This window comes from Frigoribacterium sp. CFBP 13707 (assembly GCF_014842245.1).
Taxonomy (GTDB): Bacteria; Actinomycetota; Actinomycetes; order Actinomycetales; family Microbacteriaceae; genus Frigoribacterium; species Frigoribacterium endophyticum.
On the sequence record NZ_JACYVL010000002.1, the window covers coordinates 264,722 to 287,913 of the forward strand.

A 23,192-nucleotide genomic window follows, 5' to 3' on the forward strand; every position below is an offset into this window, starting at 1 on the left:
GTGCACGATACTGGTTCACCATGACCGCGTCGCTCCTCGTCCGACGGCCCTCCGTCGCCTTCCTGGCCGGATGGCTCTTCGCCGCGTTGCTCTTCGCGGGGTGGTCGCTGGCCACGCCGATCTCCTCCGCGCCCGACGAGCCGAGCCATGTCGTGAAGGCCGCCGCGACCGTCCGGGGCGACCTCACGGGCGGGCCCACGGACGCCACGGGCATCGAGGCCTTCACGTTGCCGAGGGACGTCTCCGACCTGGGCGGCGCCATGGCGTGCACGGCCGCCCAGCCCACCGTCCCCGCGACGTGCCAGCCCGACCTCGACTCCTTCGGTGACGATGAGTTCGCCGCGACCAGCGGGGTGGGGTCGTACAACCCCCTCTACTACGCCCTCGTCGGCTGGCCCTCGCTCTTCCTCGGCGGTGACGCCGCCGTCATCGGGATGCGCCTGGTGTCGGCGCTGGTGAACGCCTTCTTCGTCGGCGTGGTCGCCTGGGCGGCGGCACAGATGCGGAGGGGATCAGCCGTGGCCGCGTGGTCCGCCGTGGCCCTGACCCCGATGGCGACCTACCTGGGGGGGATGGTCAACCCCAACGGGGTCGAGGTCACCGGGTGCCTGGCGCTCGCCGCGATGGCCTGGCTGATCGTCCACGACCCCGACGGCCCTCGACTCGGCGTCCGCGCCGGTGCCCTCGTCGTCGCCGGCGTGGTCGCCGGGAACGCGCGATCGGCCTCGCCCCTCTTCGTCCTGCTCATCGTGGTCGCGGTGCTGCTGACCGTGCCCGTCCGGGACGTGGGGGACCTCCTCCGGCGACGCCCGGTCTGGCTCGCGGCGGCCGTGGCGGCCGTCGGCCTCGGCGCCGCCGCGGCGTGGACCGTCCTGGTGGCTGCGCCGGCGGGGTTCATCCCGTCCTCGGACCCTGCCCGCGACACCCTCCTGCCGGCCGTCCTGCACACCCTCGCCGCGACCGAGAACTACGGCACGGAGATGATCGGTGTGCTCGGCTGGTTCGACACGGGCCTGCCGCAGCCCGTGTACTACGGCTGGACGGCCGGCGTGGGCCTCGTCGTCGCCGGGGCGCTCGGCTTCGCCCGTCGTCGGGCCCTCGTCGGGGCCGGCCTCCTGATGGTGGCCCTCCTGCTCGTCCCGTCGGTGCTCCAGGCCCCGAGCGCCGCCGCCTTCGGCTACATCTGGCAGGGGCGCTACTCCCTCCCGGTGTTCGTCGGCATGGTGATCGTCGCGGGGCTCGCCTGGCAGCACGCGCGTCCGTCGCACGAGCGGTGGCTCCGCCTGGTCGTCGTGGTGGTCAGCGCCGCGACGGTGGGGCAGGTAGCCAGCTTCGCCACGGCCTATCGGCGGTACTCGGTCGGTGTCTCCCGGCCGTTCCGCGACGTCCTCGAGCCCGGGTCCTGGCAGGCCCCTGGCGGTCTCGTGGCCGTCGCCCTCGTCTTCGTCGTCGGCGCCGTGGGCCTCGGAGTCCTCGGGGTGCTCGTGACCCGAGCCGTCGAGGCGGCCGCTGCCGAGATCCCCTCCCGCGCAGACGCTCCCGCCTCGGCGGACGCTCCGTCCTCGGTCGACGCGTCGCCGGTCCGGGTGGACGGCGGCGAGGAGCCGGCGGCGGGGACGGACCCCGCCCTCGACGTCGCGCCGGGCCGGGCGACGCACGCGCCGCGCGCGTGAAGCTTGGTACTCTGCCGGGGTGCAGATCCGCGAACTGAAGATCCCTGACAGCTACGAGATCACGCCGAAGCAGTTCGGCGACGACCGGGGCGTGTTCCTCGAGTGGTACCGGTTCGACCGTCTCGCCGAGGTCGTCGGGCACTCCGTCGACCTCCGGCAGGCGAACACCTCGGTGTCGAGGAAGGGCGTCGTCCGGGGGATCCACTTCGCCGACGTGCCGCTCGGTCAGGCCAAGTACGTGACCGCCACCCACGGGGCCGTGCTCGACTACGTCGTCGACATCCGCGTGGGCTCTCCGACCTTCGGGCAGTGGGACAGCGTCCTGCTCGACGACGTCGACCGCCGTGCCATCTACCTCGCCGAGGGTCTCGGGCACGCCTTCGTGGCGCTGACCGACGACGCCACGGTGAGCTACCTGGTCACCGACACCTTCCGGGCCGACCGCGAGCACGGCATCGACCCCCTCGACCCCGAGATCGGCCTCGTCTTCCCGCCCGAGGCGGGGGAGGCGCTGCTCTCCCCGAAGGACACCGCGGCGCCCGGGCTCTCCGAGGCCGCCGCGTCCGGCCTCCTGCCCACCTGGGACGCGATGCGCGAGTACTACGCCTCCCTCGACGCGAAGGAGTCCCGCGCGTGAAGGGCATCATCCTGGCCGGCGGTTCCGGCACGCGGCTCTGGCCCATCACCAAGGGCATCTCGAAGCAGCTGATGCCGATCTACGACAAGCCCATGGTGTACTACCCGCTGTCCACGCTCATGATGGCGGGCATCCGCGAGGTGCTCATCATCACCACGCCCGAGTACAACGACCAGTTCCGGGCCCTGCTCGGCGACGGGTCCCACCTGGGCATGACGATCGAGTACGCCGTGCAGCCCTCGCCCGACGGGCTGGCCCAGGCCTTCGTCATCGGCGAGGAGTTCATCGGCGACGACAGCGTCGCGCTGGTGCTCGGCGACAACATCTTCCACGGGGTGGGCCTCGGCTCGAACCTGAGCAAGAACGCGGCCGTCGACGGCGCGACCATCTTCGCGTACCACGTCGCCGACCCGAAGGCCTACGGGGTCGTCGAGTTCGACGACGACTTCCGCGCTGTCTCCATCGAGGAGAAGCCGGCCAGCCCCAAGAGCAACTACGCCGTCCCCGGGCTCTACTTCTACGACAACCGCGTCGTCGAGATCGCGAAGACCATCGAGCCGAGCGCCCGCGGGGAGCTCGAGATCTCCACGGTGAACGAGCGGTACCTCGACGCCGGCGAGCTGCAGGTGCAGGTGCTCGACCGCGGGACCGCCTGGCTCGACACGGGCACCTTCGAGTCGATGATGCAGGCGTCCGAGTACGTCCGCGTCATCGAGGACCGCCAGGGTCACAAGATCGGCTGCATCGAGGAGATCGCCTGGCGCAACGGGTGGATCGACGACGCCGCGCTCGCCGACCTCGCCGGTCCGCTCGCGAAGAGCGGCTACGGCGTCTACCTGCGCTCGCTGCTGGCGTCCTGACGACACATGCCCGACACGGGTGAGCTCATCCGACGGATGACGGCGGAGTTCACCTCCGTCGTCGTCCGGCTCGAGGCCGCCGAGGCGCGGGTCGCCGAGCTGGAGGCGGACCTCGTCCGTGCCCGGTCGGCTCCCCGGACGTTGGTGCGTCGGATCGTCCGTCGCCTGCGGCCCCGCCCGTGATCGAGCGCCCCGTCCGGACACTGGCGGTGTTCCCGTACTACGCGGACAACCCCTGGCAGGAGACCGTGCACCAGGGGCTCGTCGACCGGGGAGACCGGGTCGTCGGGCTGGCGGACGTGTCCGACGTCGGATCCGTCCGCGCTCAGCTCGGCGGCTTCCTGCCGGACTCGCTGCACCTGGGCTGGTCGACCCCGGTCACGCAGACCGTGCCGGACGTCGTCGAGTCCATGCGCCGGGTCCGGGTGTTCCTCGAGACGGTCAGGGAGCTGCGTCGTCTCGGGGTCCGCGTCGTGTGGACCGTCCACAACGTCCTCTCCCACGAGCTCCACCACGTCGTGCCGGAGATCGCGCTGCACCAGGGCCTCGCGGACGAGGTGGACGTCGTGCACGTCATGAACCCCCGGACGGCGAAGGTGGTCCGGCCGCTGTACAGCCTCCCCCCGGCGTCGACCCGGGTGCTGCCGCATCCGAGCTACCCGGGGGTCGACGTCGGCGGCGTCGCCGACGAGTCCCCGTCGTCGGGCCGCACGCCCGTCCGTCTGCTGCTCGTCGGGGAGATCCGCCCCTACAAGGGCATCGTCCCCTTCGCCCAGCTCGTCCACGCCGCTCGCTCGGAGGGCGTCGACGTCACGCTCGAGATCCGCGGCCGAGTGGGCGGTGGCCTCGCGGTGTCGGATCTCGTGTCGGAGCTCTCCGACCTCGACGGCGTCTCGTTCGTCCCCGGTCGCGTCGCGGAGGCCGACCTCGCCCCCGTGCTCAGCGGGGCCGACGCCCTCGTCGTCCCCTACGCCGCCGGGCTCAACTCGGGGGTGGCCGTGCTCGCGGCCTCCGCCGGTCGGCCCCTGCTGGTCGGCCCCGCCCTGCGCGGCTCGTGGTCGCTCGAGCCGACGTGGCAGCTCCCGCTCTGGCCAGCACGTGCCGGCGACGAGACGGCAGACCACCACGGACACGAGGTCAGCCCACGCAGCGGCGTGGCTGCGCTGCGCGGCGCCGTCGCGCGTGTGGGCGACGAGGGTCCGGCGCTCCGGCGAGCCGCCCGCGAGGCGGCGCGGCTGACCGCCCCCGAGACCCTCGCGCACGAGTACGCCGAGCTCTTCCTGCCCACGGTCTGACGCGGCCGAGCCCCGCCCCGCCTGGCCCGGCCCAGCCGTCAGCGCCCGAGCGCGTCCCTGAGCGCTCGGGCACGGTCTCCGACCGCGTCGGCGTAGCGGACGACGCGACGGGCCCGGACCTCGGCCAGGGCCCGCTCGCGGTCGTTGGCGAGGCCCTCCAGCGCCGCGACGCGGGCGGACACCCGACCGATGGTGGCTTCCAGCAGACGCACGTTCTCCGCCTGGGCGGCCTCGACGGCCTCGAGCCGCGTGATCACGTCGTCACGCTCCACCAGCCCGCGGCCTGCGCCCTTGAGGCCCTCGACCTCGGACTCGCCGAGCAGGTGGTCGGGCGTCGTGGTCGACAGGCCCATCTCGGTGAGCATCGTCGAGAGACTGTCGTCGCGGGTGAACCGACCCGCGGCTCCCTCGGCCGACGTCACGCCCCGCAGTGCCCAGTAGGCCTTGAGGGTGCCCGCACGGAGGCGGCGGAAGTCGCGCATGCCGTGGTGGTTGGGGCTCGGCTGGACGTCGGGGTTCGACTCGTAGGCCACTCCCGCGATCTCCACGCGGTGTGCGTACTGCTCCCAGGACCGCCACGGGAAGTGCAGCACCTCGAGGGCCAACGCCTCGTCGGGCACGGCGCCCTGGGCGAGCGTCACGAGGTGGTTTCCCTGCACCACCGACACGTCAGCGTCGCCGACGTGGATGGCGTTCCCGCTCGGGTGCGAGATGAGGCCGATGGCGTGCAGCTCGGCGGCGTCCCGCTCGTCGCGCCACACGAGACGGTGCAGACCGCCCCCGCGCTCGGCCAGGGGCCCGACCATGTTCACGACGGGCACGACGAACGCGCGCACGGCGGGGTCGAGGCGCGAGAAGACCTCGCCGAGGGTGAGGCTCCGGTCACGGGCGACGAGGAACTCGTCGGCGTCGGCGTTCACGACCCAGTCGGCTCCGTGGACGGTGTAGGCGTCGCGGGCCATGGTGGTCACCGTCGCGCTCTGCTGTTTGCGGTGGACCGGGTCGTGCCTCAGGTCGACGGTGATCGAGGAGGTGCGGGCGAAGTCCTCGAGGATCTCCCGCGTCCCGTCGGTGGAGCCGTTGTCGGTGACGACCAGGACGTCGACCCCCTGCGCGACGTGGTACGCGAGCCACTCCGGGAGGATGTCTGCCTCGTCGCGGATCATCAGGGTGAGGGCGAGTGTCATCGGGGAACGGTGCTTTCGAGACGGGGACGGGTGGCGTCAGCAGGGGGCACGGGCGACGATGTGGTCACGGTCGGGGAGACCGGGCTCGCCCACGGACGGACAACGCGACGCGGAGCGCGGCGCGCAGCGGCCAAAGGTACCATCCGTGGTACTTCGCAGCGAGGAAGCGGTACGCGCTCCGGTGGTGCACCAGTCGCATCTGACGGGAGGAGTTCTGGGTGGAGTGGGCTCCGACGTGCATGACACGTGCCGAGGGCTCGTAGACGTTCGTCCAGCCGGCGCGGCCGAGCCGGTACCCGAGGTCGACGTCCTCGAAGTACATGAAGAAGCTGTCGTCGAAGCCCCCCAGGGCGTCGAACGCGGACCGGCGGACGAGGAGGCACGCGCCGGACAGCCAGCCGGTCGTCCGGCGCGCGTCGTGAGCGCCGTCGAGGTGGTACTCACGGGTCCACGGATTGTCAGGCCAGACGTTGGCGAGCAACGCGTGGCCGAGGCCGGTGCGCAGCGAGGGCACCCGCCTGGCGGAGGGGTAGACGGAGCCGTCGGGCTCGATGATGGCCGGCCCGACGGCGCCCACGGAGTCATCGCCCTCGGCGGCGGCGACGAGGACGTCGAGGCTGCCCGGCTCCATCACGACGTCGGGGTTCGAGATCAGGATCCAGCGGCACTCGGGGCGGAGCCGGCGCACGGCTGCGTTCACCGCGCCTCCGTAGCCCAGGTTCTCGCCCAGCGCCACGAACTCGGCGCCACGGGCCGTCGTCGTCGATGCCAGGCCGTCGACGTCGTCGGAGTCGTTGTCGGCCACGACGACCGTGACGGGCCCCGAGGCGCTCGCCGCCGCCGTGGACGCGAGGAACTCGTCGAGGTAGCGGCCGGAGTTGTAGCTCACGGTGACGATCGCGACGTCCGTGCTCATGCGGCGTACACCGTCTCGTGGATCGCCGCACACCGACGCCAGGTGAAGTCGGCGGACCGCCGCTCCCCGTCCGCCACGAGCCGGGACCTCTCGGCGTCGTCGTCGAGGAGGGCCGCCAGCGCTCGCTCGATGGACGCGTCGTCGGGCTCGGTGTAGGCCGCTGCGTCCCCGGCCACCTCGGGGACGGCGAGCCGCCTCGTCGTCAGCACCGCGCCTCCCGAGGCCATCGCCTCCAGCACCGGCAGCCCGAAGCCCTCGCCGGTGCTCGGGTACACGACCACGACGGACCCCCCGAGGAAGGCCGCGAGCTGCTCGAGCGGGAGGTAGCCCAGGTACCTCAGCGGGGCTCCCGGCCTGTCACCCGCGGAGCGCAGTGACGCGACGGCCTCCGTGTCCCAGCCGAGACCGCCGGCGACGAGCAGGGGCGGTGTCCCCAGGCGGGTCGACAGCAGCCGCTCGTGGGCCCGGATGAGCGCGGGGACCGACTTGCGCGGCTCGACGGTGCCGAGGAAGGCGATCCACCGGTCGTCCGGGGAGAGTCCGTGGGCGGCCCGGAAGGCCCCGAGCTCGGCAGCGTCGGGACGGTGGAACAGCTCCCGGTCGACGCCCAGCGGCGCGACGGCGGAGGGCACTCCGCGGGGCACGAAGCGGGAGATCTCGGTCGCGGTGGCCTGACTGGGTGTCAGCGTCGATCGGGACCACCGACGGGCCAGGCGGATCCAGGTGCGGAAGAAGGTCCGCTTGAGCCGGCCGTGCGCCGCGGGCTCGCTGAAGAAGGTGGCGTCGTGGAGAGTCACCACCGATCGCCCGGCCCAGACGAGCGGGAACGTGTAGTGGGGGCAGTGCAGGCGGTCGAGGTCGAGGCGCCGAGCCAGCACGGGGAGGCCGAGCTGCTCCCAGAGGAGACGCAGGGGCCGCACGGAGACCAGCCCCGGCGCCACAACGTACCGGTGCCCCGGTGCCCTCTCCGACAGCCATGCACGGTCGGCGCCCTTGACGACGACCGTGAGTGCGGTGCCGCCCTCGTCCAGGCCCTGGAGGAGACCGGCGATGTAGCGCGCGACGCCGCCCCGGCTCGCGGGGATCGACGTGGCGTCGAGGAGGACGGAGACCACCGAGATCAGGCGTGGAGCTCGCGGCCGGCCGTGGCCACCCGCGTCATGCCCGCATGGCGGTCATCGTCGGTCATGACGAAGCGGGCGGCCTCGCGCAGGATCGCGATGTGCTCGCCGGACTTCTTCGCGAGGAAGCAGTGGATGAAGTAGGGACCGCCGCCGAACTGCAGGTCGTTGAGTCGGTACTCGACGGTCGTCGTGCCGTGCAGCGGCTCATGGACGAGGCCGATCTTCCGGCTGTCCGTCCCGTAGACGAGGTGACCGTGCTGGTTCTCGATCTTGAAGCCGGAGTTCCACTCCGGGAGCGGGGTGCTGTGCGACAGGGTCATCCTGATGACCAGGTCGTCACCGGGCCGCAGTTCCTCCCCGGGAGCACGACCGGGCGACGCGATCTCGACGCGCTCGACCTTGCCCGGGGTCGCGTCCTCCTCGGGGTTGGCGGCCTCGGCCTCGGCGACGCGGCGACCTTCCAGGATCTCGCGGAAGTTCTTCACCGCGTGCCGTGCGGAGCCCTGGAACATGACCTCACCGTGGTGGAGGACCACGGCGCTGTCGCAGAGCTCCTGGACCTGGCCGAGCGAGTGGCTCACGAGGACGATCGTGCGGCCCTCCTGCTGGAACTCGCGGATCTTGTCGAGGCACTTCTTCTGGAACTGCTCGTCACCGACGGCCAGGACCTCGTCGACCAGGAGGACGTCGGGGTCGGTGTGGATGGCGACGGCGAAGGCCAGCCGGACGTACATGCCCGACGAGTAGAACTTCACCTGCGTGTCGATGAAGTCGCCGATGCCGCTGAACAGCAGGATGTCGTCGAACTTCGCCTCCGCCTCCTCCTGCGTGATGCCGAGGATCGCGGCGTTCAGGAAGACGTTCTCGCGCCCGGTGAGGTCGGGGTGGAACCCCGCGCCGAGCTCGATGAGGGCGGCCAGGCGCCCACGACGGGAGACTTCGCCGGTGGTCGGCTCGAGGATGCCGCCGATGACCTTGAGCAACGTGGACTTGCCCGAGCCGTTCGGGCCGAGCAGCCCGATCGTGGTGCCGGCGGGGATCTCGAGAGAGACGTCCTTCAGCGCCCAGAAGTCCTCGCTGTGGCGACGGCCAGCGCGCCCCAGCGTCACCACGCGCTCCTTGAGCGAGTTGTCGCGGCGGATGACGAATCGCTTGGAGACGTTCGTGATGCTGACGACCGTCGGGGCGTCGGCGAACTCGACGTCGTCGACCGCCAGGATGTTGTCCGTGGTCATGTCGGGCCTTTCTCGGAGCTCGGAGCTCAGATCTCCTGGGCGAAGTTGCCCTGCAGGCGGGCGAAGACCCGCTGGCAGAAGAACAGTGCGACGAGACCGACGACGATCGCGATGCACATGCGGAGGAGGAGGTGGTCGGGGTACTGGTCCGGTCCGCCAGCCGTCCAGAAGGCGCGGTGGAAGCCCAGGATCCCGAGGGTGATGGGGTTGTTTGTGTAGAGGGGGAGCACCCAGGCCCACGGGCCCTCCGTGGCGCGGGAGAAGACCATCTGCCACGAGTAGACGATGGGGGAGGCCCACATCAGCAGCATCATCAGGACCTCGACGAGGTACGCCATGTCACGCAGGTAGACGTTCAGCGCCGAGAGCAGGATGCCGAGGGCCGTCCCCCAGACCAGGATGATCAAGGTCGCCGGGAAGAAGAACAGGATGCCCGTGGTGGCCGGGAACGACTGGAACGCGAGCGTGGCCAGCAGCAGGATGACGAGCTGGATGAAGAAGTTGAACAGTGCACCCCCCACCGCGGAGAGCGGGTAGATCTCCCGGGGCACGTAGACCTTCTTCAGCAGCCCCGCGTTGGCCACGACGGACCCCGTGGCGCCCGAGACGATCTCGCTGAAGAGGCCGTAGAGCGTCAGCCCCGCGAAGATGTAGATCGCGAACTCGGGGATCGCCCGGGCCGAGCCGAGGATCTGGCCGAGGATCAGCCAGTAGATGCCGAGCTGCACCAGGGGGCGGATCAAGGTCCAGGCGAAGCCCAGGGCGCTGTCCTTGTACCGGGACTTGAGGTCTCGGCGGATCAGCAGGTCGAGCAGCTGGCGCTGCTGGAAGACCTCTCGGACCGAGCCCCAGGTGCCCCCGGCCGGACGACCGGCGGGGACCATGGGCTCGTCGCGCAGACGCGCGAACCTCTCGCTGACGGTGCTGCTCATGGTGATACCTCGCTCATCGGGAAAACACGGAACTATACCTCGGCGACCGTGGGAGGTCGACGACGGCCGAGGTCGTCAGCGGCCGTTCTTGCTGTCGCGCATCGTCTGGATGCGCGTGGTGACCTTGCCCCGGAGCTCGCCGACTCCGCCTGCGGTGAGGTAGTGCCGAGCGAGGAGCACGTCGCGGCGGATGCCGTGGCGGCTGTTGGCGATCTCGTGGAAGCGCTGTTCCGGCGACTTCTCGATGGACGGGACGACGACGCCGCCCTGGTGGCGTACGGCGTCGGCGGCGACGTGGGCACGGTCGGGGGCCACGTGCGGGTCGTGGCAGAACTGGATCAGGGGAGCCAGCGCCTTCTCCCAGGTGAAGTCCTGGCGCACCCGGGCGACGGCCTCGCGAGCCGCCGCGATGGCGGTCTCGTCGAAGAGCATGGACTCGAGGGCGTCGGCGAGCCCCTCGACGTCGCGCTCGGTCACGGCCACGCCCATGCCCTCGGCGGCCACGAGGTCGCCGAAGCTGTCGCCCCTGGTCGTCACGATGGGCAGGTTCGCCCACATGTAGTCGAGGATGCGCGTGCGGAACGAGAACGTCGTCTCGATGTGGTCGAAGTGGGTGCTGACCCCGGCGTCCGCCTCGAGCAGGTAGTTCTGCCGGTCGTCGAGAGCCACCCAGGCCTCGTTGAAGAAGACGTTCTTGCCGGTCAGGCCCAGCTGCTCGGAGATCTCCCGCGTCTTGGACACGATCGCCATCTCGGGGACGTCCGGGTTGGGGTGCGCCACGCCGAGGAAGAACAGCCGCACGTTCGGACGACGCTCCGCCAGGAGGCCGATCGCCCGCACGAGGGTCGGCGTGTCGAACCAGTTGTAGATCCCGCCGCCCCAGATGACGACCTTGTCGTCGTCACCGATGCCGGGCACGACGCCGCGGATCGCCTTGCGGGTGTGCTGGGGCGGCGTGCTGTCCATGCCGAACGGAGCGATGGAGATCAGGTCGCCCAGGTTCTCGTCGGCGGCGTAGGTGTCGGGGTTGATGCGCCCCACCGCGGCCAGCTGGCCCATCCAGAACAGGCGCTGCCTCTCGGAGGCGCAGAGGAAGTAGTCGCCCCGCTGGAGCTGCTCGTTCACGACCTCCGTCGTGACGAGCACCTGGTTGCGCCAGGCCGCGTCGCCCATCTCTCGCCCCTGCTCGAGCTGCTCGAGGTGCATGGGGTCGTAGAGGTCGACGACCATGACCTTGTTCGACCGCTGCAGCGTGAGGAAGTGGCGGAGGGCGAAGCCCTGGAAGAAGATGACGTCGGCCCACTCCTCGTGGACCTTCATCGCCTTCTCGTCCTGCAGGCGGACCCGCTCGACCTCGAACTGGTCGGAGGCGCGGTTGGCGACGTTCCAGGTGACGAGACGGACGTCGTTGTGCTCCGAGAGGGCCTCGGAGATCTTCCAGGCGCGCATGCCCGGGCCAGCCATCTTCTCGCCGAGCGCGTCGCCCGTGATGACGAGGACGCGCTTCCGCATCATCGGCCGGTTGACGCCGAACGCGTCCTGGATCTTCGTGAAGCCGTCGAGGAAGTAGTCGTCGCCGAAGAGCGGGTGGAAGATGTTGCCGAAGAGCCGGAACACCTCCTTGTCGGTCTTGACGCGGCGCGACTGGATCTCGTCGCGGCGCTTCTTCAGCTTGGGCAGGTCGGCGACGAACTGGTCGAGCGCGAACAGGCCCGCGACGGTGTCCTTGTGGACGGGGGTCGTCTCGTCGAACTCGTCGGCACCGCCCTCGAAGCGGCGGAGGTCGTACGACTCGGAGTCGAGCTTCCCCTTCGCGACGGCGCGACGGGCGAGCAGGGCGAAGGCCGCCGGGAGGATGGTCCCCAGGCTGTCCTCGGACAGGTTCTTGTAGAGCATGTGGAGGGCGTTGCGCTCGAGCAGGTACATCTCACGGTGTTCGCCGAAGCTCTTCATCGAGCCGTGGTGCTTGTGGTACACGATCGAGTCCGGTGCGAAGCGGACCCGGTAGCCGTAGAGGTTGAGGCGCCATCCGAGGTCGACGTCGTCGTAGAACATGAACATGTCCTCGTCGAAGCCGCCGATGTCGAGGAAGAGCGCACGGCGCACGAACAAGGCCGAGCCGGTGCCGAAGAGGAGGTCGCGCTGCTCGTCGAACCGTCCGTCGTCGAGCTCGTTGGTGTGGTTCTTGTAGCCCATGCCGAACCAGGACAGGCCGGACTCGACGAAGTCGATGGCCTTGCCGTCCCAGTCGAGGACCTTGCTGGCCACGGCGCCGATGCGGGGGCTGGCGGAGAAGGCGGCGATGCCCTCGCGGATCCAGTCGCGGTGCGGCTTGGCGTCGTTGTTGAGGAAGGCGACGAAGTCACCGGTCGCCTTGCGGGCGCCCAGGTTGCTCCCGCCGGTGAAGCCGAGGTTCTCGGACGACACGAGCAGGGTCACGTTCTCCTGGTCGCCGAGGGTGGCACGGAGCCGCTCCTCGCTGTCGTCACCGGAGCCGTTCTCGACCACGACGATCTCGAGCTGCTTCGCGGGCCAGTCGACGTCGTTGAGGCGGGCGACGCACTCGAGGGTGTCGTCGGTGCCGCGGTAGTTGATGATGACGACCGAGACGGTGCCGGTGGTGGTGACGGTCAAAGCGGTAACTCCCAGTGGTCGGCGACGTTCGGTTCGGCCCGTGGCCAGCCCCAACTATAACCACGTCCCCGGAGGAGCCCCGAGGCCTGCCACAATGGCCGGATGCTCGCCACCGTCGTCGTCGTCGACTGGCGGCAGCCGGAGCTCACCCGTCGGTGCCTCCGCTCGCTGTCCGCCCAGGTCCGTGCCGGTGAGGTCGAGGTGGTCCTCGTGGTCAACGAGGCGACCGCAGGCCAGGTCGAGGCCTACCGGACGGAGTTCCCGTCCGTCCACGTCGTCCCCGTCGAGCGGAACCTCGGCTTCGCGGGCGGGGTCGCACGGGGTCTCGAGGCCGTGGCTGCCGACGTCGTCGTGCTCCTCAACAACGACGCGGTCGCGGAGCCCGGCTTCGTCAGGGCGGGCCTCGCGGAGCTCGACCGCCGGGGGCCGTCGACCGCGGCGGTCGCGGCCACCGTCGTCCTGGAGGGCCGTTTCGAGCTCGCGCGAGGTCCCGGCACCGTCGACGACCTGGTGGGGCTCGACGGCCGCCGCTGGCGGAGATCGGCCGACGGAGCGGGCGAGCGGCTGCTGAACGGCACCGGCGTGCAGGTCGACGTGAACGGCAACGGAGCAGACCGGGAGTGGCTGACGCCCCTGGACGGCCACGGGGGCGCCGACGGCAGCCCCGACCCCTTCGGGTTCTCCGGCGGGGCCGTCTTCCTGAGACGCTCGGCCCTCGACGAGGCAGGCGGGTTCGACGAGTCCCTCTTCATGTACTACGAGGACGTCGACGTGTCGTGGCGACTCCGCCTCGCCGGCTACGACATCGGCTGGGCCCCGGCCGCCGTCGTGGTCCACCGCCACGCGGGCAGCTCGAGCAGCAGCGGTGAGCTCGTCCGGTACCAGAGCATGCGGAACCGGATCGTCGTCGTCGTGCGCGTCGGCTCGGTCCGGGTCGTCGCCCGCGTGCTCGCCAGGACGGCCCTCCGCTGTGCACGGGACCTCCTGCCCGGGGGGACGCGCCAGCTCGCGGCCCGGCAGTGGGCTCGGCTGCTCGCCGAGATGCCGCGGGCGATCCGGGGAGCCGTCCGGGCCCGACGCCTCGACGGTCGGACGGCCCGCGACCGCGGCCGGGTCGAGGGTCGGCTCCTCCGGACGGTCGCCCTGCCCCACGAGTGAGGGGTGTCCGGGGGACACGGCATGAAGTAGCGTGACCTGCGGAAGACCCATCGGGCCTCGCCGGGACAGGCCGCGGGGCGGCGTCGCACCACCGCCACCGTTCGGTTCCTTCCCCCGAACGCCCCAGGGAGGCGCTCCTCGTGAAGAAAGCAATCGCCATGGTCGCGGCCGCACTCGTGCTGGCCTCCGGCATCGTCGGTGTCTCGACGGCCGTGCCGTCGAGCCCGGCCCAGGCCCTCTCCGGGGCGGACTTCGACCCGGGCAACATCATCGCCGACTCCGTCTTCTACAACGGCGGCGCCATGTCGGAGGGGCAGATCCAGTCGTTCCTCGACCAGCAGATCGGCTCCTGCAGCAACGGCAACTGCCTGAACGTCGTCAAGACGACGACGTCGACTCGCGCTGCCGACCCGATGTGCGCCTCCTACCAGGGCGCCGCCGGCGAGAGCGTCGCCAGGATCATCTCGAAGGTCAGCGCCGTCTGCGGCATCAACCCGCAGGTGATCCTCGTGACCCTGCAGAAGGAGCAGAGCCTGGTCAGCGGGTCGGTGGCGAAGGCGCCGTCGGCGGCGCGTCTCGAGCGTGCGATGGGGTACGCCTGCCCCGACAACGTCGGCGGCGCCTGCGACCCGACCTACGCGGGCGTCTACAACCAGATCTACCGCGCCGCCTGGCAGTTCAAGCGCTACGGCAACCCGCCCGGCACGAGCCAGTACTTCACGCAGTACGCCCCCGGCACCACCAAGAACGTGCTGTACAACCCGAACGCCTCGTGCGGCTCGAAGGCCGTCGCCATCCGCAACCAGGCCACCGCGGCTCTGTACTACTACACGCCGTACACGCCGAACGCCGCTGCGCTCGCGTCGCTGAACGGCACGGGCGACTCCTGCTCGGCGTACGGCAACCGGAACTTCTGGGTCTACTTCAACAACTGGTTCGGCTCGCCGACCGGCACGACGAAGGCCGTCGGCGCGGTCGACGCCCTGAGCGCCGGCGTCGAGTCCGTCTCCGTGCGGGGGTGGGCGCTCGACCCGTCGTCGCGCTCGTCGATCCAGGTGCACGTCTACGTGGGCTCCGTCGGGACGCCCCTGGCCGCCGACCGCGACCGGCCCGACGTGGGCCGCGCGTTCCCGTCCAACGGCTCGGCCCACGGGTACGACGCGACCTTCCGCGCGGCGCCGGGGCTCCAGCAGGTCTGCGTGTACGCCGTCGGGCTGGGGTCCGCCAGCACGACCGAGCTGACGTGCCGCACCCTCGACGTGAAGCCCGCGTCGCCCTTCGGCGCCGTCGACGTGGCGAGGGCAGCGCCGGGCGGCGTCCAGGTCTCGGGCTGGGCGATCGACCTCGAGACCTCGGCTCCGCTCGACGTGCACGTGTACGTCGACGGCGTCGGCCGCTCCCTCCGCGCCGACCGCGACCGGCCGGACGTGGGTCGCGCCTGGCCCGCCTCGGGCTCTGCCCACGGCTACGCCGGCACGGTGCCCGCGGCGGCCGGGCCGCACACCGTCTGCGTCTACGGCATCAACGTCGCCCAGGGCTCCAACAGCCTCGTCGGCCCCTGCCGGACGGTCGACGTGCCGTCCCGGGCACCGACGGGCTCGCTCGACGTGGTCGCCGGGTCGCGCGACGGGCGCATCACCGCGGCCGGCTGGGCCCTCGACGGCGACACGGTCGATCCGATCGTCACGCACGTCTACGTCGACGGCCGGCCCACGGTCGTGACCGCGGACGCGTCGCGCCCCGACATCGCGCGCAAGTACCCCGCCTACGGCGACCGACACGGGTGGACCGCGTCGATCGCCGCTTCGCCCGGCGACCACACCGTGTGCGCGTACGGCATCAACGTGGGCAGCTCGGACGACAACGCCCTGCTCGGGTGCCGGGCCGTCACGGTGCCGCCGACCAACGCCGTCCCGATCGGCTCGGTCGACGTGGCCTACGGCGTCCCCGGGGGAGTCAGGGTCGCCGGCTGGGCCATCGACCCCGACACCTCTGCGCCCATCCAGGTGCACGCCTACCTCGCCAAGCGCGGGACGCAGCTGACGGCGGACCGTCCGCGTCCCGACGTCGGACGGGCCTACCCGTCCGCCGGTGCCGCCCACGGCTTCGAGATCGATCTGCCGTACCCCGCGGGGGGCACCCAGGAGCTCTGCGTGTACGCCATCGACTCCTCCGGTGGTGAGAACCCGAGCCTCGGCGGCTGCCGGGCCATCAGCATCCCGAGCTCGAACTAGGCCTCCAGGGCGGGGCGGGGGACCCGACCGCCCCTCGCCCGTGGGGTACGGTTGTCGATCGTCGAGGCGGCGCCTCGGGCGGGGGAGTCGCCCTCGAGCGACACGGGGAGCGAGTGGACATGCACGACCAGGCGGAGAAGACCGGCCCTCATGGAGCGTTCCTCGGGGCGGCCGTCAGGCTCACCGTCCTGTCGTCGCGCCTCGTCGCGCCCCGCCCCTCCGGCGCCCCGGCGCTTCTCGTGCTCCTGGGGTACCCCGCTGTCGTCCTCGTCGTCTTCGTGGTCCTGGTCGTCCTCGGGGTGTCCGGCAGCTCGACCGGCTCGTTCTGGGAGTTCTTCGGGCGGGGTCCCGACCCAGACCTGATCGCTGGCGTGCCTCGCAAGATCCGCACCGACGAATGGCTCGTCCAGTCGGGCTGGGTCGTGTCACAGGCGCAGCAGGGGTTCCCCGCCGTGAACCAGACGCTCCCGGGCGGCATGGACGCCACCGTCCAGAACGACCTGCCGTCGTGGGACTGGTCCACGCTCTTCCGCCCCCACGTGTGGGGCTTCCTCGTCCTGCCGCTCGACCAGGGGATGGCCGTCCGGTGGTGGCTCCCGTTCGCAGCCCTGTTGATCGCCGCCTACGGCTTCGCGGTGACCCTGATGCCGCGACGCCCCGTCACCGCGGCCCTCCTGGCCACCGCGCTGGGTGCCTCCCCGCTGCTCCAGTGGTGGTTCCTGCCGACCACGCTCTGGCCCGTCGCCTGGGCCGCGACGGCCCTGACCACGCTCGTGTGGTGCCTCCGCCCGGGGCGACGGCGGGTCCGCTGGGCGGCGGCGGCCGTCACCGCCTACGTCACCGTCACGATGACGATGAGCATCTACGTGCCGTTCATCGTGCCGGCGGCCGTGGTCGTCGTCGTCGTCGGCGTCGGGCTGCTGCTCGACGCCCGCCTGGGCCTCCGGCGGTCGGTGGGGGCCCTGCTGCCGCTGCTCGCCGCCGTCGGTGCCGCCGGGGTCGTGCTGGGTGCGTGGATCGTGACGAGGCTGGACACGGTGCGTGCGCTCCTCGGCACGGTCTACCCCGGGCAGCGGCTCGAGGCCACGGGCGCCATCGACTTCGGCGGGGCCGTGGCCGCCTTCAGCGGCCCGTTCCAGCGAGCCCTGCAGGACGGCGAGACGGGAGCGCTCGGACCCAACGCGTCCGAGACCGCGGCGCCGCTCGTGATCGGGCTGGCGATGTCCGTCGTCCTCGTCTGGCTCGTCTCCGAGCGATGGCGTCGGGAGCGCCGCATCGACGCCGTCGCCCTGTCCGTCGTCGTCGCGCACGCGGTCGTGCTGGCGTTCCTGTTCGTGCCCCACTGGGACGCTCTCGCCCACCTCCTCCTGCTCGACCGCACCACGGTCGCTCGCGTCCGGTCCGCCTTCGACCTGCTCAACCTCGTCTCGGTGGTGGTCGCGACCGCCCGGCTCGACGCGCTGCGTGCCAGGAGCACCTGGTCGACGGCCGTGTTGGCCGGTCTCGTCGTGCTCGCGCCGTCGACGGTGGTCTGGGCCGTGCTCCGCGCGACCGGCTCGACGGTGCTCTCAGTGTCCTCCGCCTGGACCGTCGTGGTGGCTCTCCTCGTCGTCGCCGTGGTCGCGGCGTCGCGCCGGGTTCCCCTGGTGGGCGCGGGCGCGTTCCTGGCCGCGTCGTTGGTCGTCGGGCTGGGGGTGAACCCCCTCTACCGAGGCGTGTTCGACCTGACCGAGACCGACATGGGCCGCGAGGTCGCGGCCGTCGCCGCGCAGGACCCGGACGCGCAGTGGCTCGGCATCGGCACGTTCTGGGCCGGCGCCGTGCTGGTCGAGAGCGGCGTCAGCACGTACAACGGCGTCCAGACGGCGCCGCCCGAGGAGATGTGGGACGAGATCGACGACGACGCGAGTGACGAGGACGCGTGGAACCGCCTCGCGAACGTGTCCTGGGTCCCCGGCGTCGGGGAGCCGACGGTGACGAACCCCTACCGTGACCAGATCCAGGTCACCTTCGACGCCTGCAGCGCGTTCGCCCAGGAGCACGTCGACTACGTCGTCTCGGAGTCCCGGCTCGACGATCCCTGTGCCGTCGAGGTCGACCGCGAGGAGCAGGGGTCCGCCCCCCTCTGGCTCTACCGCGTCGACTGAGCCGTCCCGGCGCTCTCGGTCGTCGCCGCGCGCGGGAAGACCCACCGACCGTAGGCGACGTACCGGAAGCCGGTCGCCAGGGCCTGCCCCACGAGCGTGCCCGAGACGTTGTCGGCCACGGGGCCGTCGAGACCGAGGACGTACCGGGAGAACCCCAGGCAGGCGAGCTGCAGCAGGATCGCCACGACGTTGACCACGGCGAAGGCCCCGAACGACCGCCGGGTCGGCCCCGCGCCCCGGTCGCGGAAGGTCCAGAAACGGCTGCCGACGTACGTGACCACGCTGGCGACCGCGATGGCGAGCACCTTGGCCAGGAGGGGCGCGGACGCGAGCGGACCGGCGCCTCCCCAGAAGACGAGGCCGTTGTAGACGAGCGCGTCGACGACGAAGCCGACGCCGCCGATGACGAGGAAGCTGCTCCCACGACGGAGGTGCTCGACGAGGAAGTCGGACGCGCGGGACATGAGGAGCCTTCCTTCGATGAGCGGGGCAGCTGATAGCGTCTCCGAGGGCCGAAGGCCCCCGTGATCCGCAGCGGAGAGCTGTCAGCACCGAAGGACCATATCTTGACTCAAGACGATCTCGTCATCGCCGCCGTCGTGCCGTGCCACAACGAGGCGCACACCGTCGCCAAGGTCGTCACCGACCTCCGCGCCACGGTGCCCGGCATCCAGGTGTACGTCTACGACAACAACAGCTCGGACGGCACCGACGAGCTGGCCCGTGCCGCCGGCGCCGTCGTGCGCTACGAGAACCGCAAGGGCAAGGGAAACGTGGTGCGACGGGCGTTCAGCGACATCGACGCCGACGTCTACCTCCTCATCGACGGCGACGACACCTACGACGTCGACGACGCTCCGGCGATGATCGAGACCCTGCTCGAGGGCCCCTACGACCACGTCCTCGGGGTCCGCCGCGAGCTCGACCCGTCGAGCAGCGCCTACCGTCCGGGCCACGAGGCGGGCAACAAGGCCTTCAACCGCCTGGTGAGCGGTCTCTTCGGCCTGCCCGTGACGGACATGCTCAGCGGCTACCGCATCTTCTCCCGTCGCTTCGTCAAGTCGTTCCCCGCCCTCTCGCGGGAGTTCGAGATCGAGACGGAGCTCACGGTCCACAGCATGAACCTGCGCGTGCCCCAGACCGAGGTGGAGGTGGGCTTCCGTGACCGCCCAGAGGGCAGCGAGAGCAAGCTCAGCACCGTCAAGGACGGCGTCAAGATCCTGACCCTGATCGCGCACCTCATCCGCCACGAGCGACCGCTGGCCTTCCACGGGATCGTCGGGGCCGTGTTCGCCCTCGTCGGCCTGCTCCTGGCCGTGCCGATCTTCGTCGAGTTCGGTGAGACCGGCCTCGTGCCGCGCTTCCCGACGGCCTTCCTCGCGGCCTCGCTGATGATCCTGGCCTTCCTCACGTGGCTCGTCGGGCTCGTCCTGGACGGCATCACGCGGTCGCGGCGGGAGTCGTCCCGACTCGTCTACCTGGGGTACGGCGCTCCGGGCCGCCGGACGCCCAACGGGCACCTGCCGCCGGAAGGCTCCGACCCCGAGATCGCCCGGGGCTGACCTCCCGCCCCGACGAGGTCGCAGTCCCGAGCAGCTCCGCAGGTGCGGCTGCCAGGCTCAGGGGGCCCGATCGGGCCCCACGACGAAAGAACCACGCGCATGACCAGCTCGAACACCGCACGACCGGGGCACGAGGCCCTCGTCGTCCTGCCCACGTACGACGAGGTCGAGAACCTCCCGATCATCCTGGCCCGTCTCTTCGCGGCCGTGCCCGAGATCGACGTGCTGGTCGTCGACGACGGGAGCCCGGACGGGACGGGCGCCCTCGCGGAGGAGATGGCGCTGACCGACCCCCGGGTCCACGTGCAGCACCGGACGGGCAAGCTGGGCCTCGGCTCCGCGTACGTCGCGGGCTTCGCCTGGGGCCTGGAGCGCGGCTACGACTTCGTCATCGAGATGGACGCCGACGGTTCGCACCCGCCGGAGGCGCTGCCGACCATGATCGACAGGGTCCGGGGCGACGAGCCCGGCACCCCGAGCCTCGCGATCGGCTCGCGGTGGGTGCCCGGCGGCTCCGTCGTGAACTGGCCGCTCTCGCGTCAGGTGCTCAGCCGCGGCGGGAACCTCTACGCCCGTCTCGTCCTCGGGCTGCCCCTCAAGGACGTCACCGCGGGCTTCCGGGTCTACACGCGCGCGGCCCTCTCCGCGATGGACCTCTCGACCATCGACTCCAAGGGCTACTGCTTCCAGGTCGACATGACCCTGCGGACGCTCGACGGCGGAGGCCGGGTCGTCGAGGTCCCGATCGAGTTCCGGGAGCGCGAGCACGGCGAGTCGAAGATGAGCCAGGCCATCGTCGTCGAGGCCATGGCCCGCGTGACGGTGTGGGGCGCTCAGCGGGCCGTGGCGCGCCTGCGGGGCCGTCGACCGGGCCCCTCCTGGGTCCGAGAGCCCTGATCGTCGTCCTCCGTCGAGCGCGGAGGCCGGGCACCGTCCTGACGGCCCTGTGACCCAGGAGCGCACCTACCGCGGGAGCCGCGACCGCCAGGAACGCTTCCGCGCCGCGATGGTCGCGATGGCGACGAAGAGCATCAGGGTGCCCTCGAAGAGCACGAAGCTCTCGGCGAGGGCCGTGACGCCGATGAGCACGAGCACCAGGGCCGGCCACACGTACGCGACGATCGGGTGGCCGGAGGCGGTGGTCCAGCTGCGCACGAGGGCGAGCGACCCCGCGACGACGAGCAGCAGCACCCCGACGAGCCCGAGCTGCAGCCAGATGTCGAAGAACGCGTTGAGCCCGGTCGGGGAGGGGCGCCCGTCGGGGGCGAGGATCGTCGAGTACGGGAAGATCTCGGACGGCCACTGGCCGACGAACCCCCAGCCGGTGATGTCGTGCACCCCCGCGAGGTCGCGGATGCGGGCCCACAGGGCCGTCCGGGCCGTCACGTCGGAGGTGCCGTCGACGCTGCCGAGGAGCGACCGGCGCACCGCCCAGCCCACGGTCGCGCCGACGACGACCACGGCGGCGACGACTCCCTGCAGCAGCGGGCGCCTCCGCTCGGGAGCCCGGCGCAGGGCCTGCAGCGCGAGGCCCGCCACCACGAGCGCCACCACGGCCAGCGCCGCCACGGGCGACCGCGCGAAGAGCAGGGTGGCGGCCGCGAGCACGCCGGAGGCGACGGCCTGGGAGCGCGGCACCGACCGGGTGAGGAACTCGACGGCGAAGGTCACCAGCGCGAGCGCGGCGAGGAAGCCCAGGTAGTTGCGCGTGCCGGCCAGCCCCTGGATCGGCCCGCCCGCCGCGAGGTCGCCGCGGATGCCGAGGAACGTGATCGGCTGGTCGACCAGGAGGCCCGAGAAGATCTCGAGGGCCATCGAGGTGACGAGGACGATGCGCAGCGCGTCGCCCACCGCCCGCACGACCTGCACCAGGTCGCGGCCGAGGGCGAGGTAGAGCCCGAGCGCGCCGAAGCCCGCGGCGTAGGCGACGCCCCCGAGCGTCGCCCAGGTGTACTCGCTCCAGAGCACGCTCACGGCCATGAACCCGAACAGGGCGATGAGGGAGACGGGCAGGATCCCGTGCCACTCGATGTGGCGTCGGCCACCGAACAACGACAGCGCGGCGAGCACGAGGAGGGTGCCGAGGACGGCCAGGGCACCCGGCCAGCCCATCACCGACCGGATCGCCTGCGTGGTCGTCGCGAAGAGCACGACGGCCACCGAGAGGGCCTGCGAGAACTGCCCCCCGGCCGAGAACCCCACCCAGGCCGAGAGGTAGCGGCGCAGCGGGTCCCGCGGGCGCTCGGCCGACCAGGAGGTCACCGGTCGCGGTCCGTCCAGCCGTAGGGGTCCCGACGCGTGACGACCACCAGCACGACGAAGACCGCCCAGCCCCACTCGACGATGAGGCGCGACTCGGTGAGGCCGTGCACGAGCAGCGCGGCCAGGAGCAGGACGGGCAGCGCGTCGAGCGCGCTCCAGGGCGCGACGCGGCCGACGCCGAGCACGCGGCGGTCGGTGGCCCACGACCACGCCCGCAGGGCGACGCCCACCACGACCAGCAGGAAGAGCACGAGCCCGACGGCGCCGAGCTGGAACCAGACGTCGAGGTAGGCGTCGTGGGCCTGCAGGTAGACGACCCCGTTGCGCTCGGCGAGGTCGCGGAACGGCTCGGCGATGGGGATCCAGTAGCTGACCCAGCCCCAGCCGACGACGGGGTGCTGCACGGCGAGGTCGACGACGGCGGCCCAGATGTCGGTGCGGCCCGTGAGGTCGCCGCTGCGCCCCGCGAGGGCGAGCAGCGGACCCCTGGCGAGCACGACGGCGAGGGCGGCGACCACGACCGCCAGGCCGGCGAGGCCGTAGACGCGGGGGCGACGAGGAGGCGCGGTGCGGCGGACGACGACCACGAGCGCGAGCACGAGGGCGACGGCCACCGCGCAGGCCGCGACGGTCGCCGACCGCGTGAGCAGCAGGGCGACGACGGCCGAGACGACCCCGACGCGCGCGGTGCTGCGGCTGATCGTCCGCGACGAGGCCTCCGCGAGGGTCACGACGAGGGCGAGCAGCGCGAGGACGGCGAGGATGTTGCTGTTGCCCTGCAGCCCCTGGATGCGTCCGCCCGTGAAGAGCTCGGCCCGCGACCAGAAGAACGCGTCGGGCACGCCCCCCGAGCAGTCGAGGTAGACGGGGCAGACGGGCTGTCGCACGAACGCCCCGACGACGACCTCGAAGAGGAGCGAGAGCACGACGTGCAGCCGCAGGGCGCGGCCGAGGGCGGTGACGATGAGGGGCCAGGGGAGCGACACCGTGACGGCGAGCGCGCCGACGGTCGTGGCCAGCGTCGCGCCGATGCCGATGGCCGAGGCCGCCGGGTACTGCGACCACGCGATCGACGCGACCGCGAAGGCCAGCCACAGGACGAGGAGGCGCGGGAGGGTCCGCAGCCGGGGCGGGTGCCGCACGACGACGACCACGGCGGCGACCACCATGGCGCCGCAGACCAGCCCCCAGCCCCAGAAGCTGGTGCCGTTCCGCAGCACGTCGCCACCGAAGAGGACGACGAAGACGAGCGTCGCGAAGAGCGTGCTCCGGCGCGCCGGGGGAGTCGACGGGTCGAGGCGCACGGGGGTCGTCGACGTCATGGGCACCAGGCTAG

19 protein-coding genes are annotated in these 23,192 nt (G+C 71.7%); 10 read left to right on the forward strand and 9 right to left on the reverse strand.

The window, feature by feature from the left end:
- The first annotated feature begins 20 nt into the window (after positions 1-20).
- Genes IFT45_RS04990 through IFT45_RS05010 form a run of 5 tightly spaced genes read left to right on the forward strand, consistent with a single transcriptional unit; the run spans position 21 to position 4,465 of the window.
- On the forward strand, positions 21-1,673 hold the full coding sequence (locus tag IFT45_RS04990) for a DUF2142 domain-containing protein (RefSeq protein WP_192126999.1): 1,653 nt from the start codon (positions 21-23) through the stop codon (positions 1,671-1,673).
- A gap of 19 nt (positions 1,674-1,692) precedes the next feature.
- Positions 1,693-2,310, forward strand: a complete 618-nt coding sequence (locus IFT45_RS04995; protein WP_192045440.1) for a dTDP-4-dehydrorhamnose 3,5-epimerase family protein — start codon at positions 1,693-1,695, stop codon at positions 2,308-2,310.
- On the forward strand, positions 2,307-3,170 hold the full coding sequence (gene rfbA, locus IFT45_RS05000; RefSeq protein WP_192045441.1) for a glucose-1-phosphate thymidylyltransferase RfbA: 864 nt from the start codon (positions 2,307-2,309) through the stop codon (positions 3,168-3,170). Before IFT45_RS04995 ends, rfbA begins: the two co-directional genes overlap by 4 nt.
- Before the next feature lie 6 nt (positions 3,171-3,176).
- Positions 3,177-3,353 carry a hypothetical protein gene (locus IFT45_RS05005; protein ID WP_192045442.1) on the forward strand — a complete coding sequence of 59 codons (177 nt, stop codon included), beginning with the start codon at positions 3,177-3,179 and terminating at the stop codon, positions 3,351-3,353.
- Positions 3,350-4,465, forward strand: a complete 1,116-nt coding sequence (locus IFT45_RS05010) for a hypothetical protein (protein WP_192127001.1) — start codon at positions 3,350-3,352, stop codon at positions 4,463-4,465. Before IFT45_RS05005 ends, IFT45_RS05010 begins: the two co-directional genes overlap by 4 nt.
- 38 nt (positions 4,466-4,503) lie before the next feature.
- Here the strand turns inward: IFT45_RS05010 and IFT45_RS05015 are convergent, their stop codons facing one another.
- The 6 genes from IFT45_RS05015 to IFT45_RS05040 form a co-directional block, all read right to left on the reverse strand.
- A complete protein-coding gene (locus tag IFT45_RS05015) occupies positions 4,504-5,652 on the reverse strand; it encodes a glycosyltransferase family 2 protein (protein WP_192045444.1) in 1,149 nt (382 codons plus the stop codon).
- 64 nt (positions 5,653-5,716) lie between these two features.
- Entirely contained in the window at positions 5,717-6,568 is an 852-nt protein-coding gene (locus tag IFT45_RS05020) for a glycosyltransferase family 2 protein (RefSeq protein ID WP_192045445.1), read from the reverse strand.
- The gene (locus tag IFT45_RS05025) at positions 6,565-7,683 is read right to left on the reverse strand and encodes a glycosyltransferase family 1 protein (protein ID WP_197982204.1); all 1,119 of its coding nucleotides are present in this window, start codon (positions 7,681-7,683) and stop codon (positions 6,565-6,567) included. The genes IFT45_RS05020 and IFT45_RS05025 overlap by 4 nt, the downstream gene beginning before the upstream one ends.
- Before the next feature lie 5 nt (positions 7,684-7,688).
- Complete coding sequence (locus IFT45_RS05030) at positions 7,689-8,927, reverse strand: ABC transporter ATP-binding protein (protein ID WP_192045446.1); 1,239 nt, start codon at positions 8,925-8,927, stop codon at positions 7,689-7,691.
- 26 nt (positions 8,928-8,953) lie between these two features.
- Complete coding sequence (locus tag IFT45_RS05035; RefSeq protein ID WP_192045447.1) at positions 8,954-9,859, reverse strand: ABC transporter permease; 906 nt, start codon at positions 9,857-9,859, stop codon at positions 8,954-8,956.
- Between the two features lie 75 nt (positions 9,860-9,934).
- Positions 9,935-12,493 carry a glycosyltransferase gene (locus IFT45_RS05040; protein WP_192127003.1) on the reverse strand — a complete coding sequence of 853 codons (2,559 nt, stop codon included), beginning with the start codon at positions 12,491-12,493 and terminating at the stop codon, positions 9,935-9,937.
- Positions 12,494-12,595: 102 nt separating this feature from the next.
- Here IFT45_RS05040 and IFT45_RS05045 point away from each other — a divergent pair, with 102 nt between their 5' ends.
- The 3 genes from IFT45_RS05045 (at position 12,596) to IFT45_RS05055 (ending at position 18,032) form a co-directional block, all read left to right on the forward strand.
- Positions 12,596-13,651, forward strand: a complete 1,056-nt coding sequence (locus IFT45_RS05045; RefSeq protein WP_192127005.1) for a glycosyltransferase — start codon at positions 12,596-12,598, stop codon at positions 13,649-13,651.
- 140 nt (positions 13,652-13,791) lie between these two features.
- Positions 13,792-15,885 (forward strand): hypothetical protein, encoded by a 2,094-nt coding sequence (locus IFT45_RS05050; protein ID WP_192127007.1) that lies wholly within the window; start codon positions 13,792-13,794, stop codon positions 15,883-15,885.
- A 119-nt stretch (positions 15,886-16,004) separates the two neighbouring features.
- On the forward strand, positions 16,005-18,032 hold the full coding sequence (locus tag IFT45_RS05055) for a hypothetical protein (RefSeq protein ID WP_192127009.1): 2,028 nt from the start codon (positions 16,005-16,007) through the stop codon (positions 18,030-18,032).
- Here the strand turns inward: IFT45_RS05055 and IFT45_RS05060 are convergent.
- Complete coding sequence (locus IFT45_RS05060; RefSeq protein ID WP_192045452.1) at positions 18,017-18,496, reverse strand: GtrA family protein; 480 nt, start codon at positions 18,494-18,496, stop codon at positions 18,017-18,019. The genes IFT45_RS05055 and IFT45_RS05060 overlap by 16 nt on opposite strands.
- A gap of 102 nt (positions 18,497-18,598) precedes the next feature.
- Between IFT45_RS05060 and IFT45_RS05065 the strand changes: the two genes are divergently transcribed.
- Both IFT45_RS05065 and IFT45_RS05070 read left to right on the forward strand, forming a co-directional pair.
- Positions 18,599-19,594 (forward strand): glycosyltransferase, encoded by a 996-nt coding sequence (locus IFT45_RS05065; RefSeq protein ID WP_192045453.1) that lies wholly within the window; start codon positions 18,599-18,601, stop codon positions 19,592-19,594.
- 99 nt (positions 19,595-19,693) lie between these two features.
- Positions 19,694-20,491 carry a polyprenol monophosphomannose synthase gene (locus tag IFT45_RS05070; protein ID WP_192127011.1) on the forward strand — a complete coding sequence of 266 codons (798 nt, stop codon included), beginning with the start codon at positions 19,694-19,696 and terminating at the stop codon, positions 20,489-20,491.
- 66 nt (positions 20,492-20,557) lie between these two features.
- Here IFT45_RS05070 and IFT45_RS05075 read toward each other — a convergent pair whose 3' ends face one another.
- Positions 20,558-21,856, reverse strand: a complete 1,299-nt coding sequence (locus IFT45_RS05075) for an O-antigen ligase family protein (RefSeq protein WP_192045455.1) — start codon at positions 21,854-21,856, stop codon at positions 20,558-20,560.
- Entirely contained in the window at positions 21,853-23,178 is a 1,326-nt protein-coding gene (locus IFT45_RS05080; protein WP_192127013.1) for an O-antigen ligase, read from the reverse strand. The genes IFT45_RS05075 and IFT45_RS05080 overlap by 4 nt, the downstream gene beginning before the upstream one ends.
- Positions 23,179-23,192 lie beyond the last annotated feature (14 nt).